A 14228-nucleotide genomic window follows, 5' to 3' on the forward strand; every position below is an offset into this window, starting at 1 on the left:
TTATGAGGACTCGCGGCCGAAGCTGCCGCGGGCCCGTGAGCCACCGCCGTCGGTGTCGCCCAGCACGTCGGTGTGGAGGTTGGCCTTCTCCACCAGCGTGCCCTCGTCCATGGCGCTCTGCGGAGCACCCACGACGAGCATGCCGCCGCCCTGGTGCAGCTCCCACGCGGAGCCCACGGAGTCGGCGATCTGCTGACCGGACACGGAGTACCGCGAGCCCGTGTTCGTGTCCTTCACCTGGTAGTTGCCCTTGTCGTCCATGCCGTCGACGACGACCCAGTGCGAGCCGCCGGCGACCTTGGAGTCCACGCCGGTGGCGAGCCGGTTCGTGTCCACCTGGACCACGACCTGCTGACCGCGGGACAGCGCCTCGTTCACCGACGGCATGTCGAAGTTCGAGGTGCCCTTCTTCACCTCCAGGCCCTCGTGCGCCAGCATCTTCGCCAGCTCCTCCGGGGTGGTGCCGCCGCCGTCGGTGAAGCGCGACTCCAGCGCGTCCATCTTCTGCGCCGCCGCCGCCCCGTCCTTGCCGGCGGTGGGTGACAGCATGGTGGCCACCGCGGCGCCGCAGTTGGCGTCCTTGGTCTGCTTGACGACGTCGGAGGCGCCCGCCGCCGGCTCGAAGCTGTCGGTGAAGTACCGGGCGACGATGTCGGGGACGGCGGGCTGCTGGGGCGCCTGGGCCTGGGCGGGGTCGGTCGCCGCGGGCTGCGCCGCCTGCTGGGGCCGGGTCTCCGCGAGCCTCGCGATGGACTGGAACAGATTCACTCGCATGGGCGGTCTTCCCTGGGGGATGGGCGGAGCCTGCATGGCTCCAATCCGAGGTTATCTCCAAAGTCTGGAGAAAGTTGCTTCGGTGGCGCTCACAGCCCGCCGCTCGGTTCGATACCGTGCTTTTTCAGGAGCTTGCGGAGGTAGACGCGGTCGATGTCGGCCTCGCGGGAGGCGCGGGAGATGTTGCCCTCGCAGCGCTCCAGGAGGTTGCGGAGGTAGTCGCGCTCGAAGCCCTCCACGAGCTTCTCCTTGGCCTCCTTGAAGGGCAGGTCCAGGTCGGCGGCGCTGGGGCCGCGCTCGCTGTCGGAGGACTCGAGCTCCGGGAGGGCCTCCTCGCCCAGGTTCACCACCTGCTCCACCACGTTGCGCAGCTCGCGCACGTTGCCGGGCCAGGGGTACTGGGCGAGCAGCGCGCGCGTCTGGTCCGACAGGGCGCTGGGCGGGCGGCCCGTCTGCTGCAACATGGTGTCGATGAGCAGGGGGATGTCCTCGGGGCGCTCGCGCAGGGAGGGCATCGTCACACGGAGCACGGCGAGCCGGTGGAAGAGGTCGCGGCGGAACTTCCCCTGCCGCACGGCGTCCTCCAAATCCCGGTGGGTGGCCGTCACCACGCGCATGTTGACGGTGACGTAGTCGTTGGCGCCCACGCGCTTCACCTGGCGGCGCTCCAGCACGCGCAGCAGGCGGGGCTGGAGCTCCAGCGGCAGCTCGCCCACCTCGTCCAGGAAGACGGTGCCGTTGTTGGCGCGCTCGAAGGCGCCGGCGCGGTCGCTCTGGGCGTTGGTGAAGGCGCCCTTCACGTGGCCGAACAGCTCGGACTCGATGAGCGAGGGCGCCACGCCCGCCAGGTCCACGATGATGAAGGGCCCCTTGGCGCGGCTGCTGTGCTGGTGGATGGCCTCCGCGCACAAGTCCTTGCCGGTGCCCGTCTCACCCTGGATGAGGACGTCCGCGCCGCCGGGGGACAGGCGCTCCAGCAGGGTGAACACCTCGCGCATGCGGCGGCTGCCGCCCACCAGCGCGCCGAAGCGGTCGCGGTTGGACAGCAGCAGGGTGCGCTTCGCCGTCTCCTCCGGCACCAGCTTCAGCTCGGTGGTGCCCAGGGTGATGACGGTGCCCGGGTGCAGCTCCAGCTCGGTGAAGCGGCGGCCGTCACACGAGGAGCCGTTGCGCGAGCCCAGGTCCGTGGCCACCACGTGCTCGTCGTGGACCGTCAGCTTGAGGTGCTCGCGGGAAATCGTCTTGTCGGTGAGGACGATGTCGCACGTGGGGGACTTGCCCAGCACGTACTCGGACTTGGAGAGCGCATGGCTCTGGCCGGACTCGGGGCCGGACAGCACCATCAGCTTCAGCCGGACGCGCCCCTGCCGGGCGCGGCTCAGCGTCAGCGTCGGATCCAGCGCGGGTTCCTCTTCATTCGACGGGGCCACGGGAGCGGGACGCTAACACGGCCGAAGCGCCCCGCCACCCGTTGGGTCCGGGGGACTTCACCGCCGGGGCTTGCGAGCAGGCGGGCGGGCCGGGGCGGGCGCCTCTTCGGGCGGCAGCGTCGCGAGCCACGCGTCCACGTCCGCCGCCCGCGCCTCCAGGCCGGCCTCGGTGAAGCGGGCCCGGGCCTGGGCCGCCTCGCCGCGGGCCTCCGTTGGCGGCTGCTGGGTCTTCCACAGGGCGCGCGCCAGGGCGAAGCCGGACTCGGCCAGCACGTCGGGCGGGGCGGACGCGAAGGAGACGGCGTGCCGCAGCGGCGCCACGGACTCGCTCGCCTTGCCCAGCTCCAGCAGGGCCTGGCCCACGCCGTCATAGGAGTACTGGAGCCGCTCGTCGTCGATGGGCAGGGCCGCGCGCTTGATGGCGAGCGCCTCTTCGTAGGCCTTCAGCGCCTCGTCGTAGCGCTTCAGGGTGTGCAGCGTCATGCCCACCTCGTCCAGGGCCTCCGCGTACAGCACGCTCTGCTCGCCCCGCGTGGCCTTGCGGACGCGCGCCGCCGCCCGCGCGTGCTCCAGGGCCTGGGTGTGCTGCTTCAGCTCGCGCAGCGTCAGGGACAGCATGCCGTGGCGCTGGGCCATGTCCGGGTGCCAGGGGCCCACGGCGGCCTCGGTCTGGGCCAGGGCTTCCTCCAGCAGGGCGGCCGCCCTTTCCGGCTGCCCCAAATCCAGCATCACGCCGCCCAGCAGGAAGGTGGTCCGCGCGCGCTTGGGGTGGCCCGGGGGCAGGGCGTGGGACTGGAGCGAGCTGGCCTGCTCCAGGAGCGTGCGCGCGTCCTCGAAGCGCGCCTGCGACACGGCGAGGTTGGCCTGGTTCATCCGCACGTCGGCTTCCAGCACGGGCTCGCCGCCCAGGCGCTGGAGGGTGGCGTGGGCCAGCTCGCCCCAGGCCGAGGCCTGGGTGAAGTGCCGCTGGCCGTCCTCCACGTAGAGCAGCTTGTTGAGGATGGCGACCTTGAGCCGGTCCGCGCGTCCCGCCTCGGCGTCGCGCACGGCGTGGAAGAGCGCCTTGGCGGCCTCGGGGGACTGGCCGTTCTGTTCCTGGAGCCAGCCCAGGTGGAAGCGCAGCTCGGCCATGAGCGGCAGGTGGCCGGTGGCCAGCACGGGCGCCTCCAGCGCGCGCGCCGCCTCCAGGGCCCTGGGGTAGCGGCCCGCGTCCACCAGCGCCTTCACGCCCGCGAGCTGCTCCTCCAGCTTCTCGATGTCGGCGCGCCTGCCCGCGTCCGAGGGCAGCCGCTGCTGCTCGGCCAGGGACTCCTCGTCCTCGCATTCCTGCAGCGAGGGCAGGGCGTGCACCGCGTCCACCGACTTCTCCACCAGCGCCGCGTCCGCGCTGGACAGGAGGTCCACCGTGGCGCGCAGGTCCTTGTAGCGCCGCGCCAGGCACGCGTTCCGGCGCGTCAGCAGCTCTTCCGTCTGCACGCCGTGGACGTGGGTGGCCTCGCAGGCGTCGGTGCTCTGCTGCTTCCACGCGCTCGCGTAGCCGTCCAGGACCTGGGTCACCTTGCCGGCCAGCGCCTGCGCGAAGGGCGTGCCGGTGGCGAGGAAGGCCGCCTGCACGTGCTGCCGCGCCGACGGGCCCCAGACGTCATCCATGCGCGCGCCCACGGCCGCGCAGACCTGGGACTGCTGGTAGAGGACGCCGCTCACCAGGGCCACGCTCGCGGCCACGCCGCTGGCGCCCGCCACCCAGCGGCGGCGCTTCGTGAAGCGGTGCTCCTGCGACAGGGCGCCGAGCAGCGCCTCCATGGACGTGAAGCGCGCGGCCGGGTCCAGGGACAGGCCGCGCATCATGGCCTGCTTCACCCAGGCGGGGACCTTCACGTCGCGCGGCGGCTCCTGGATGAGGACGGGCGGCGGCTGCGGCTTGGGGGCCTCGCGCTCCAGGGGGGCCGTGACGTGCAGCGGCTCGGTGGCCTCGACCGCTTGCGCGGCCTGGGGCTTGCGCGAGGAGGCGTAGGCCTCCATCTTCGCGGGCTCGAAGGGGCGCTGGCGGTAGAGGGCCCAGTACAGCGCGACGCAGAAGCTGAACTGGTCCGAGCGCGGGTCCAAATCGTCCCCGCGGAACTGCTCCGGGGACATGTAGCTGGGCGTGCCGATGATGAGGCCCGCCTCGGTGAGGGGCGTGTCCAGCATGCGCCGCTCGGAGGGCATGCTGGACGGGTCGTCCTCGGAGAGGGGCTCCTCCCTGGGGAGCGTGCCCACGGGCCGGGCGAGGCCGAAGTCGGTGACGAAGACGCGGCCGGCCTTGCTGACCAGCACGTTGGCGGGCTTGAAGTCGCGGTGCACCAGCCCGGCTGCGTGCGCGGCCTGGAGGCCCCGGCCCGCGGCGAGGAAGGACGCCAGGATTTCGCGCCAGGAGCGCTGGCCCTCCTTCACCCAGGAGGCCAGGGTGCCGCCGTCCACCAGCTCCATGGCGAGGAAGACGCGGTCGCCCCAGACGTCCACGTCGAAGATGGGGATGACGTTGGGGTGCGAGACGCGGGCCATGGCCTGCGCCTCGCGCAGCAGCCGGGCCCGGGCCTCCTCCGAGTCCGTCCGCGAGTCCGCGTGCAGCAGCTTGAGGGCCACCTTGCGGTCCAGGTCCGGGTCATAGGCCGCGTACACCACGCCCATGCCGCCCTGTCCCAGGCGCTTGAGGAGGAAGTAGCGTCCCACTTGAGGGACGGGGGGCGCGTCCTCGCGGCGTGAGCCGGGGCCGGTGCCGTAGGCGTCATCCTCGCGCTTGCCCGTGCCGGCGCGTCCTCTTCCGCTGTCTCGCATGCTCATGGCCGATTCCGCGACTCTATCCGCGCTTGCCCCTCAGGCCCACGTTCCGGCCCGCTTGGATGGTTGCCTGTGCACCAGGCCGGTGTCGGCGGTGGCCGACGGGTGGGGGCTCACCTGGGTGCGCAGGGCGCAAGCTCCCGACTGCAGAAGAGGCCTGGAGTGCCCCCTCCGGGTCAACGGGCGGGCAGCTCGCGGAAGGTGATGCCGTCGAGTTTCTGCCGGCGCCCGGCCTCCATGAATCGCTCGGTACCGATGACCATGGTCGCGAAGTTGCCGACCCGGAACAGGTCGACTCCGGAGGGGAGGGAGGCGGCGTCGAGGATGGGTTCCTCAGGGCGTGAGAAGCCATGCCGGCCGCAAGTCGCGCAGGGAGGAGGCACGCTTGGGGGAATGCAGTCGGGATGCAGTCGGCCCCGTGGCTCTATCTGGAGCTCCAGGAACGTGGGTGGGGTCTTCTGGCGAAACGTCAGCTCGGTGCGGCAGCCCACCAGTCCTTGAACGCCCGCTTGTTCCAGGCGCTCCAGCACCTCGGGTTGCACCAGCAGCAGGAGTTGTTCGACCCAGGCGATGGGGCCGAATCGTCCCGTGGCCTTGCCCGTCAAGGGACCGAAGCTTGTTCCAGGTGGCAGGACCGCATGCGGAGGCACCAGGGGGCGTACCCGCTCTCGGAGGCGCGCGAATTCGGAGAAGGGCTCAGGGCGAGGCCGCTCGAACAGTGCTCGCTCTGGGACGAATGACAGGTCAACGCAGGGATAGTCGTGCCCCACGTCGCTCCAGGTGGCGCGGCAAGTAGGGCAGTGCACTCCTGGGAGGCCCCAGGGGTGCCACGCATCAATGTGGCCGCCCGCGGTCGATGCCGCCTTCGCGTCCTCGCTCAGCCAGAAGAACCGTGTCATCGGAGCGTTGAAGTCCTCATGTCCCGGTGTGGGAGTAGTACGGCTGGAGCGGGCCGCCCAGAAGCTGGAAGCGATAGATGAGTGCGCCCGCGTGTCGGTAGATTTCCTCGGGCGTGGCTCTGGGATTGGCCAGCATGAAGTCGCGCCACGCCTGATTCCATGCGCCTCGGGCGTGCAGTGGACGGAGACACAGGGGGCGTCTTCGGAAGGGCGGCATTCCTCCGTGACTTCGCTCGGTCCTCTCCAGCGTTCGTCATGCGCGACGGTCGAACAGCCCAGCAGGGCTACGGCAAGCAGGACCCAGGGCGCATGGGGGCGTCGCACAGTCACGGAACCCTAGCCGACGGCAGGCCCGGACGTGCACGCCCCCCGCGCTACGGTTACCTTCGGCCCGCCATGTCCCTTCGCAAGGATTACATCGAGCGGCTCATCGAGGAGTTCGCCGCCGCCCTGGCCCGCATCCTCAAGGCGCGCCGGGAGAAGAAGCTCGCGGAAGCCCAGAGCCTCATCCAGGAGACGGCTTCCGGCACGCTGGGCATGGAGTACGCCGCGCTCCTGATGGCGGACCCTGCGTCCACCGCGCGACTGCTGGGCGCCCCCACGCGCGTGAAGGTGCTCGCGCGCCTGGTCGCCGAGGACGGAGAGTTGATCGCCGAGCAGGGCGACGCCGCAACAGCCACCTCCCGCTACCAGTACGCGCTCGCGCTGTACGACGAAGCCCAGGCCCTGGGCCTCACGCCAGACGCCGATGACACGGCCGCAATCGCCCGGCTGCGGGGCCTGCTGGCGGCGCCTGACTCCCGCTGAACGCAATCCCCGCGGGCAGGCCATTTTTCGACGTCAAGGCGTTCGAAACTCCGCGGCCTCGTCTTGAAGGGCCTGCCACAGGCGATTGGCGACCGGGCCTTGTGGGCGGTCGCTGCGGCGGGCAGCCACCAGCTCCTCGATGCTGCCAGGCAGATGGCGGCTGGCGATGGAGCGCAGCCGTCCGTCGCGCAATTCTTTATCAATCAGGAAGCGCGGCAGATGTCCCCAGCCCATGCCTTGCAAAATGACTTCCTTCTTCATGGTCTGGTCCGGCACGGTGCATTGGGGCGCGCCGTCGACCATGAAGTACGAGGTCGCGGGCGTATGCCTGGCCGTGTCGCGCAAGACGCATTGTGTGGCGTCGCGCAATTGACGGGGGCCGATGGGGCGGCCGCTCGCGGCGGGCAGGAAACCGGGCGCCGCGACGGGAATGAAAGGCACCTTGGCCAGGTCCACCCACTCAAACCGAGGGTCGCTCTTATCCACGCGGTGTAGGATGAGGTCCACATCGCCATCAAGCAGGCGCTCCCCGGGCCCGCCCACCGCCTCGAAATGCAGGTGCAGGCGTGTTCCGGGGCACCGGGCGAAGAACCGGCTGAGCACGGCCAGCACTTGCGGCCGCGGACACAGGTCGCCAATCACCACGTGCAGCTCGCTTTCCTCGCCCATCGCCAGTTGCACGGCGTGGGTGCGCAGCCCCTCCAGCTCGCGCAGCAACGCCTGTGCGCGGCGGTGAAAGGATTGCCCCGCCGGAGTCAGCCGCACGCGGTAGCCGCTGCGGTCCAGCAGCGTCAGGTCCAGCTGCCGCTCCAGCCTGGCCACGGCGGCAAACACCGCTGGATGCGAACGATGCAGCGCCGCGGCGGCGGCCTGGAAGCCGCCCGCCCTCACCACGGCGTCAAAGCACTGCAGGTCGTGCAGGGTGAAATCGCCCATTTCGTCTTTCCGACAATGATTGTTTGAACTTTGTAAATTTCCCCGAATCAGCCCGCAACTACCATTTGCATCACACCTCCTCACAAGGCGGAAGCGTCATGCAAGGTCTCTCCTTCTTCACCACCGGCGACGGTGTCCGCATCGCCTACCGCATGGACGGCGACCCCAGCCTGCCCGTGCTGGTCCTGTCCAACTCCATCGGCACGACGCTGCACATGTGGGACGGCCAGATTCCGGCCTTGTCGCGCCACTTTCGCGTGCTGCGCTTCGACACCCGCGGACATGGCGCGTCCGGCGTGCCCCTTGGCGCGTATTCTCTGGACCGCCTGGGCCGCGACGTCGTCGAACTGCTGGACGGGCTGAAAATCCGACGCGCGCATTTCCTGGGTTTGTCGCTGGGCGGCTTCATCGGACAGTGGCTGGGCGTGCATGTCCCCGAGCGCATCGACCGCCTGGTTTTGGCCAACACCTCGGCCTATCTGGGCCCCGCCCGGCAATGGGACGAGCGAATCGCCGCCACATTGCAGGCGCCGGACATGACGGACACCGCCGAAACGTTCCTGGGCAACTGGTTCCCGGCAGCCATGCTGCAAGTGGGCGGGCCCGTCATCGACGCGTTCCGCGCCATGCTGTTGGCCACCGACAGGCAGGGGCTGGCGGGCGCGTTCGCGGCGGTGCGCGACACGGACCTGCGGCGCACCATTGCGTTGATTGACGCGCCAACCTTGGTGATAACGGGCCGCGACGACACAGTGACGGCCGCCATCCACGGGGCGGAGATCGCGGCCACGGTGCCGCACGCCGAGCTGCTGGAGCTGCCGGTGGTGCATCTGTCGAATGTCGAGCGGCCCGACGAGTTCCTGGAGGCAGTGCAGAAGTTCCTGCTGCCACGCTGAGCGCGGCACAAGGCTCTGGGGCAGGCGTTGAAGCGGGCATGGAGTACGCCGCGCTGCTGCTGGCGGACCCGGCGTCCACCGCGCGACTGCTCGGCACCCCTCAAGCGGTCCAAGCCATGAGGCTCGCCCCGGACGCGGAGGACACCGCCGCCGCCTCACCGCTGACCGCAATGCCTGCCACCCAGGTGCGGACCGGCGGAGTCGGTCGGCTACCTGACACCCTGGGCATCTGGATGTCTTCCATTGAGCGTGCCCGCCGCCGTCTGCCGCGGGGGCCAGGTTGCGTGACAGTCCATTTCCCTGGTTACAATGGCAGGCCATTTCTTCACGCCAGACACCTGGGGGGTGTGCGTGTCCTTCATCCAGCTTCCTCGGAGCGTCGTCTCGTGCCGTAACCTCGTTGGAGGAAGCTGGCAGGTGCCCCCCGGGGCAGTGCAGCTCGATGTCCGGAGTCCCTACACGGGGACCGTCATCGGCAAGGTTCCGCTCACGCCCGCCTCGGGAGTCGCCCAGGCGGTGGAGGCCGCGAAGGCAGCGGCGTCATCCTGGAAGGACACGCCGCTCAGGGAGCGCACGCAGTACCTCTACCGCTTCCGTCAGTCCCTGGAACGCGACCTGGACGCCCTGGCCCAGCTCGCCGCCAGCGAGGCGGGGAAGACGGTGGCCGAGGCCCGCGCGGGCCTGCTCAAGGGCATGGAGGTCTGCGACTTCGCGCTGTCCCTCCAGAACCTCGACACGGGCGCGCACCTGGAGGTCAGCCGCGGCGTCTCCTGCGAGTACCGCCGTGAGCCCCTGGGCGTGGTCGCCGGCATCACCCCGTTCAACTTCCCGGCCATGGTGCCGATGTGGATGTTCCCCATCGCCGTCACGCTGGGCAACGCCTTCATCCTCAAGCCGTCGGAGAAGGTGCCACTCACGGCGTGCGCGCTGGGCGAGCTCATGTGCGAGGCCGGCTACCCCGCGGGCGTCTTCTCCGTCGTGCACGGCGGCAGGGAGGCGGTGGACGCGCTGGTGGCGCACCCGGACGTGCAGGCGGTGGGCTTCGTGGGCTCGTCCGCGGTGGCGCGCCACCTGTACGCGGAGGGCTGCAAGCGCGGCAAGCGCGTGCTGGCCCTGGGCAGCGCGAAGAATCACCTCATCGTCGTGCCGGACGCGGAGCCAGGGCTGACGGCGCAGGCGGTGGTGGACTCGTTCACCGGCTGCGCGGGCCAGCGGTGCATGGCTGCCAGTGTGCTGCTCGCGGTGGGCAACGTGGACCCCATCCTCGATGACGTCGTCTTCCGCGCCGCGAAGCTGGAGGTGGGCCCCGGCATGGGCGCGCTCATCGACCGGGGCGCGCTGGACCGCCTGGAGACGGCCATTGCCCGCGCGGAGGCGGAAGGCGCCCGCGTGCTGCTGGACGGCCGTGGCCGCAAGCCGCAGGGCGAGCCCTGGTCCGGCGGCAACTGGCTGGGCCCCACGGTGCTGGACAACGTGCGTCCGGAGATGGAGGCCGCGCGGCGCGAGCTGTTCGGTCCGGTGCTCTCCATCGTCCGGGTGCCCACGCTGTCCGCGGCGCTGGCCGTGGAGAACGCGTCGCCCTATGGCAACGCGGCGTCCATCTTCACCACCAGCGGTGGCGTGGCGCAGACGGTGGTGGAGGGCGTGCGCGCCGGCATGGTGGGCGTCAACGTGGGCGTCCCCGTGCCGCGTGAGCCGTTCTCCTTCGGTGGCACGGGCGACTCGCGCTTCGGGCACGGGGACATCACCGGGCCGTCCAGCCTCGACTTCTGGACGCAGGTGAAGAAGGTCACGCGCAAGTGGTCGGCGCGGACCGACGGCTCGTGGATGAGCTGAAGCGCGCTCCCCCGCCGCGAAGCACCGCCCCCACACCCCGACTCTGCTCCCGCGCCCGCAAGGAGGGCGCTCCCATGCCCGAGAAAAAGAACCCCAATCACATCCGCCTCACCTCGCACCCGGATGGTGACGTCCCCAGCGTCCCCATCCGCTGGGGAGACGGCGAGCCGACGCGCCGGGGCCCCGTCGTCGCCACGCTCACCGAGCCCGGGCACCGCAACGTCATTGGCACGCACGCCGGCGCCTACGCGGTGTACCGCGCGCTGGCCGTGGCCGCGGGCATGCTGCCGCAGGACCACCGCGCGGACCTGAAGAACACCGCGCCCGCCGCGCAGGTGGGGCCCCATCCGTCGTGGAGCAACCCGGAGCGCATCGTCTCGCTGGACCCGTGGGGCGCCATCGCGCCTCAGGCCTTCCGGGCATACGCGGAGCAGGGCATCGACTTCCGGCCCACCATCGCCGTCACCAAGGCGCACATCAACTTCCCCGAGGTGCGCGACGCCATTGACGCCGGGCGCCTGAAGCCGGACGGGGACCTGCTGCGCGACAACGGCGACATCAAGGTGACCAAGGCCGCGGTGGACCCGGTGTGGTACCTGCCGGGCATCGCGAAGCGCTTCGGCATGACGGAGAGCGCGCTGCGCCGCGGCCTCTTCGAGCAGACGGGCGGCATGTTCCCGGAGCTGATTACGCGCCCGGACCTGCACGTCTTCCTGCCGCCCATCGGCGGGCTGACGCTGTACGTCTTCGGTGGCATCGAGACGCTGGCGGACCGCGACGTGCCGCTGACGGCGCGCGTGCATGACGAGTGCAACGGCTCCGACGTGTTCGGCAGCGACATCTGCACCTGCCGGCCCTACCTGGCGCACGGCATCGAGGAGTGCGTGCGCACGGCGCAGGCGGGCGGCGCGGGGCTCATCGTGTACCTGCGCAAGGAAGGCCGGGCGCTGGGCGAGGTGACGAAGTTCCTCGTGTACAACGCGCGCAAGCGGCAGGAGGGCGGCGACTCCGCGGCCACCTACTTCCAGCGCACCGAGTGCGTGGCCGGCGTGCAGGACATGCGCTTCCAGGAGCTGATGCCGGACGTGCTGCACTGGCTGGGCATCACCCGCATCCACCGCTTCGTGTCCATGAGCGACATGAAGCACGACGCGATTACGCGCTCGGGCATCGAAATCCTGGAGCGCGTCCCCATCCCCGACGAGCTCATCCCCGCCGACGCACAGGTGGAGATGGAGGCGAAGAAGGCGGCGGGCTACTTCACGCAGGGGCCGGTGGCGGACGCGGAGGAGCTGGCGCGGGTGAAGGGGCGGGGCCTCGATGTCTGACTCGGCGCTGGCGAGGTCGGACCTCTCTCCCGCGGTGGCGTGGCTGCGCACGCCGTCCGCCATCCGCGAGCGGTGCCACCAGCTCCTCGACCTGGGGCTCGCGGGCAAGCTGGAGCACTTCCGCGTCGAGCCGTCGCGGCTGCCCATCGTGGTGGACACGGTGCTGCACGTGACGCGCGAGCACTACCCCACGCTGGACGTGCCGCTGCACAGCCGCTGGCGCCACTTCGACGTGGGCGGCGTGGCCCGCCTGGCGGAGCTGGAGTCACGGCTCAAGAGCGCCACCCTCCAGGAGCGGGCGCGCGCGAAGCTGGACCTGGTGGTGGTGAGCGTGCTGCTGGACGCGGGCAGCGGTCCGCAGTGGCGCTACCAGGAGGCCGGCGGGAAGACGTGGGCGCGCTCCGAGGGGCTGGCCGTGGCCAGCTTCCGCATGTTCATGGAGGGGCGCTTCTCGTCGGACCCGGACCGGCCGCTGCGCGTGGACGCGGAGGCGCTGGGCCGGCTCACGCGGGAGGGGCTCGCGCGGGGCATGCAGGTGACGGACGCCAACCCGGTGGACGGGCTGGAGGGCCGGCTGCACCTGCTGCACGGCCTGGCGAAGGTGCTGCCCCGGCCGGGCGCGCTGCTGGACATCATCACCGCGCAGCACCGCAGCGTGCGCGCCGCGGAGCTGCTGGGGCTGGTGCTGGAGGTGCTGGGCCCCATCTGGCCCGGCCGGGTGATGGTGGACGCGGTGAACCTGGGCGATGTGTGGCCGCATCCCGCGCTGGGGCCGGTGGAGAGCCTGGAGGCGCTGGTGCCCTTCCACAAGCTGTCCCAATGGCTGACGTACTCGCTGGTGGAGCCGCTGTCCGAGGCGGGCGTGGTGGTGACGGAGCTGGACGGCCTCACCGGCCTGCCCGAGTACCGCAACGGCGGCCTGCTGGTGGACCTGGGCGTGCTGTCTCCGCTTGAGCCGCGCCTCTTCACGCAGTCCTTCCATCCGGGGGACGAGCCCATCGTGGAGTGGCGCGCGCTGACGGTGGCGCTGCTGGACCGGGTGGCGGCGCTGGTGCGCGGCCGGCTGGGCCTGAGCGCGGAGGAGCTGCCGCTGGGGAAGGTGCTCCAGGGCGGCACGTGGACGGCCGGCAGGCGCGTGGCGGCGGAGCGGCGCCCCGGTGGTGGGCCACCCATCCGCGTGGACAGTGACGGCACGGTGTTCTGACGGGAGGACGCAATGGAGTTTCCGAACTGCACGGTGGTGGACCACCCCCTGGTGAAGCACAAGCTCACGCAGATGCGCCGGGTGGAGACGAGCACCGCCTCCTTCCGGGCGCTGCTCCAGGAGACCTCGCTGCTGCTCGCCTACGAGGCGCTGCGGGACTTGAAGGTGCGCGAGGAGGACATCCAGACGCCCATGGCGCGCACCACGGCGCCGGTGCTGGACGGCAAGAAGCTGGTGCTGGTGGCCATCATGCGCGCGGGGCAGGGCATCCTCGACGGGATGTTGCAGCTCGTGCCCTCCGCGCGCGTGGGGCACATCGGCCTGTACCGGGACCCGGAGACGCTGTCGCCGGTGGAGTACTACTACCGCGTGCCCGGCCAGCTCGCGGACCGGGACGTGGTGGTGTGCGACCCGATGCTGGCCACGGGGAACTCGGCGGTGGCCGCGCTCCAGCGGCTCAAGAAGAGCAAGCCCGGCTCGCTGCGCTTCGTGTGCCTGCTGGCGTGCCCGGAGGGCCTGACGAACCTGCGCGAGCACCACCCGGACGTCCACGTCTACACCGCGGCGATTGACGAGCGGCTGGACGAGCACGGCTACATCCTTCCGGGCCTGGGCGACGCGGGCGACCGGCTCTTCGGGACGAAGTAGCCCCACCGGTGACTTGGCCAGCGGCCGCGTCCGGGACAGGATGCGCGCCGCGGACGGGGCCGGCGCAATCGGTTGGGGAGTCGTCGATGCAAGGAAGGCGTGTTCGTGCCTGGCTGGGCTGCGCCAGCGCACTGGTCCTGGGGCTGTCGGGGAGCGCTCGGGCGGAGTCGGTGCCGTGCGCGTGTACCACCTCGAACCAGAGCGTCGTCTCCGAGGTGCCGTGCCTCATCTTCCATGCGTCCGTCAGTTGCGGACAGAGCCTCGTTCGCAACGCCTGTGAGCAGACGGTGACGCTGGTCGACTGGCCGTTGTCGAGCTGTCCGCACAGCGTCTGCACCCAGGCGCTCGCGCCAGGTGAAGAGGTGGGCTTCATCTTCGGCAGGGAGGAGTTCGAGACCAACCGGGTCGCCGAGCAGTCCCACACGGTGCGCATGGACGGAGTGGACCAGCCGCTCACCATCAGCGCGGAGGTGACGTGCAGGGACGACCCTGCTTCCAGCGGAATGGGCTGCGCCGCGGCGCCTGGTGCCTTGGGCGCGGTGGGGGTGGCGCTGCTCGCGGGCGCGGTGATGCGCCGGCGCCGTGGGGCTTGAGCGCAGGCCCTGGGCAGCGCTGTCCATCCTGAAGGCCGGGCGTCGCGTCGGGCACGG

12 protein-coding genes and 1 pseudogene are annotated in these 14228 nt (G+C 70.9%); 7 read left to right on the forward strand and 6 right to left on the reverse strand.

Annotation, left to right across the window (positions count from 1 at the left end; translation table 11 throughout):
- The 5 genes and pseudogenes from MYMAC_RS00655 to MYMAC_RS00675 form a co-directional block, all read right to left on the reverse strand.
- The gene (locus tag MYMAC_RS00655) at nt 1-774 is read right to left on the reverse strand and encodes a cysteine peptidase family C39 domain-containing protein (RefSeq protein ID WP_239989256.1); all 774 of its coding nucleotides are present in this window, start codon (nt 772-774) and stop codon (nt 1-3) included.
- A gap of 89 nt (nt 775-863) precedes the next feature.
- Nucleotides 864-2204 carry a sigma-54 interaction domain-containing protein gene (locus tag MYMAC_RS00660; protein WP_095956640.1) on the reverse strand — a complete coding sequence of 447 codons (1341 nt, stop codon included), beginning with the start codon at nt 2202-2204 and terminating at the stop codon, nt 864-866.
- A 57-nt stretch (nt 2205-2261) separates the two neighbouring features.
- Nucleotides 2262-5027 carry a serine/threonine-protein kinase gene (locus MYMAC_RS00665; protein ID WP_095956641.1) on the reverse strand — a complete coding sequence of 922 codons (2766 nt, stop codon included), beginning with the start codon at nt 5025-5027 and terminating at the stop codon, nt 2262-2264.
- Nucleotides 5028-5200: 173 nt separating this feature from the next.
- The gene (gene sitI6 / locus MYMAC_RS00670) at nt 5201-5923 is read right to left on the reverse strand and encodes a SitI6 family double-CXXCG motif immunity protein (protein ID WP_095956642.1); all 723 of its coding nucleotides are present in this window, start codon (nt 5921-5923) and stop codon (nt 5201-5203) included.
- A 16-nt stretch (nt 5924-5939) separates the two neighbouring features.
- Nucleotides 5940-6089 (reverse strand): annotated as a pseudogene (locus MYMAC_RS00675) (DUF2380 domain-containing protein); the annotation flags it as partial.
- Between the two features lie 230 nt (nt 6090-6319).
- Between MYMAC_RS00675 and MYMAC_RS00680 the strand changes: the two are divergent.
- Nucleotides 6320-6730 carry a hypothetical protein gene (locus MYMAC_RS00680; protein ID WP_013936709.1) on the forward strand — a complete coding sequence of 137 codons (411 nt, stop codon included), beginning with the start codon at nt 6320-6322 and terminating at the stop codon, nt 6728-6730.
- Between the two features lie 33 nt (nt 6731-6763).
- Here MYMAC_RS00680 and MYMAC_RS00685 read toward each other — a convergent pair whose 3' ends face one another.
- Nucleotides 6764-7666 carry a LysR family transcriptional regulator gene (locus MYMAC_RS00685; protein ID WP_013936708.1) on the reverse strand — a complete coding sequence of 301 codons (903 nt, stop codon included), beginning with the start codon at nt 7664-7666 and terminating at the stop codon, nt 6764-6766.
- Nucleotides 7667-7764: 98 nt separating this feature from the next.
- Here MYMAC_RS00685 and MYMAC_RS00690 point away from each other — a divergent pair, with 98 nt between their 5' ends.
- The 6 genes from MYMAC_RS00690 to MYMAC_RS00715 all read left to right on the forward strand — a co-directional run bounded on the left by MYMAC_RS00690 (nt 7765) and on the right by MYMAC_RS00715 (nt 14171).
- Entirely contained in the window at nt 7765-8562 is a 798-nt protein-coding gene (locus tag MYMAC_RS00690) for an alpha/beta fold hydrolase (RefSeq protein WP_095956644.1), read from the forward strand.
- A 309-nt stretch (nt 8563-8871) separates the two neighbouring features.
- Nucleotides 8872-10398 carry a CoA-acylating methylmalonate-semialdehyde dehydrogenase gene (gene mmsA / locus MYMAC_RS00695; RefSeq protein WP_095956645.1) on the forward strand — a complete coding sequence of 509 codons (1527 nt, stop codon included), beginning with the start codon at nt 8872-8874 and terminating at the stop codon, nt 10396-10398.
- Between the two features lie 74 nt (nt 10399-10472).
- Nucleotides 10473-11726 carry a GTP cyclohydrolase II gene (locus MYMAC_RS00700; protein WP_095956646.1) on the forward strand — a complete coding sequence of 418 codons (1254 nt, stop codon included), beginning with the start codon at nt 10473-10475 and terminating at the stop codon, nt 11724-11726.
- Nucleotides 11719-12930 (forward strand): DUF1688 family protein, encoded by a 1212-nt coding sequence (locus MYMAC_RS00705; protein WP_095956647.1) that lies wholly within the window; start codon nt 11719-11721, stop codon nt 12928-12930. The genes MYMAC_RS00700 and MYMAC_RS00705 overlap by 8 nt, the downstream gene beginning before the upstream one ends.
- A 12-nt stretch (nt 12931-12942) precedes the next feature.
- A complete protein-coding gene (upp, locus tag MYMAC_RS00710; RefSeq protein ID WP_013936702.1) occupies nt 12943-13578 on the forward strand; it encodes a uracil phosphoribosyltransferase in 636 nt (211 codons plus the stop codon).
- An 86-nt stretch (nt 13579-13664) separates the two neighbouring features.
- Nucleotides 13665-14171, forward strand: a complete 507-nt coding sequence (locus MYMAC_RS00715; RefSeq protein WP_095956648.1) for an MXAN_0125 family MYXO-CTERM protein — start codon at nt 13665-13667, stop codon at nt 14169-14171.
- Nucleotides 14172-14228 lie beyond the last annotated feature (57 nt).

Origin of the sequence: Corallococcus macrosporus DSM 14697 (assembly GCF_002305895.1) — a bacterium.
Classification (GTDB): domain Bacteria; phylum Myxococcota; class Myxococcia; order Myxococcales; family Myxococcaceae; genus Myxococcus; species Myxococcus macrosporus.

What these genes read in the sequence shown, in the direction of transcription:
- MYMAC_RS00655 (WP_239989256.1), bottom strand. Translation starts at nt 774, where the DNA reads ATGCGAGTGAATCTGTTCCAGTCCATCGCGAGGCTCGCGGAGACCCGG.
- MYMAC_RS00665 (WP_095956641.1), bottom strand. Translation starts at nt 5,027, where the DNA reads ATGAGCATGCGAGACAGCGGAAGAGGACGCGCCGGCACGGGCAAGCGC.
- sitI6 (WP_095956642.1), bottom strand. Translation starts at nt 5,923, where the DNA reads ATGACACGGTTCTTCTGGCTGAGCGAGGACGCGAAGGCGGCATCGACC.
- MYMAC_RS00680 (WP_013936709.1), top strand. Translation starts at nt 6,320, where the DNA reads ATGTCCCTTCGCAAGGATTACATCGAGCGGCTCATCGAGGAGTTCGCC.
- MYMAC_RS00685 (WP_013936708.1), bottom strand. Translation starts at nt 7,666, where the DNA reads ATGGGCGATTTCACCCTGCACGACCTGCAGTGCTTTGACGCCGTGGTG.
- MYMAC_RS00690 (WP_095956644.1), top strand. Translation starts at nt 7,765, where the DNA reads ATGCAAGGTCTCTCCTTCTTCACCACCGGCGACGGTGTCCGCATCGCC.
- mmsA (WP_095956645.1), top strand. Translation starts at nt 8,872, where the DNA reads ATGGCAGGCCATTTCTTCACGCCAGACACCTGGGGGGTGTGCGTGTCC.
- MYMAC_RS00700 (WP_095956646.1), top strand. Translation starts at nt 10,473, where the DNA reads ATGCCCGAGAAAAAGAACCCCAATCACATCCGCCTCACCTCGCACCCG.
- MYMAC_RS00705 (WP_095956647.1), top strand. Translation starts at nt 11,719, where the DNA reads ATGTCTGACTCGGCGCTGGCGAGGTCGGACCTCTCTCCCGCGGTGGCG.
- upp (WP_013936702.1), top strand. Translation starts at nt 12,943, where the DNA reads ATGGAGTTTCCGAACTGCACGGTGGTGGACCACCCCCTGGTGAAGCAC.
- MYMAC_RS00715 (WP_095956648.1), top strand. Translation starts at nt 13,665, where the DNA reads ATGCAAGGAAGGCGTGTTCGTGCCTGGCTGGGCTGCGCCAGCGCACTG.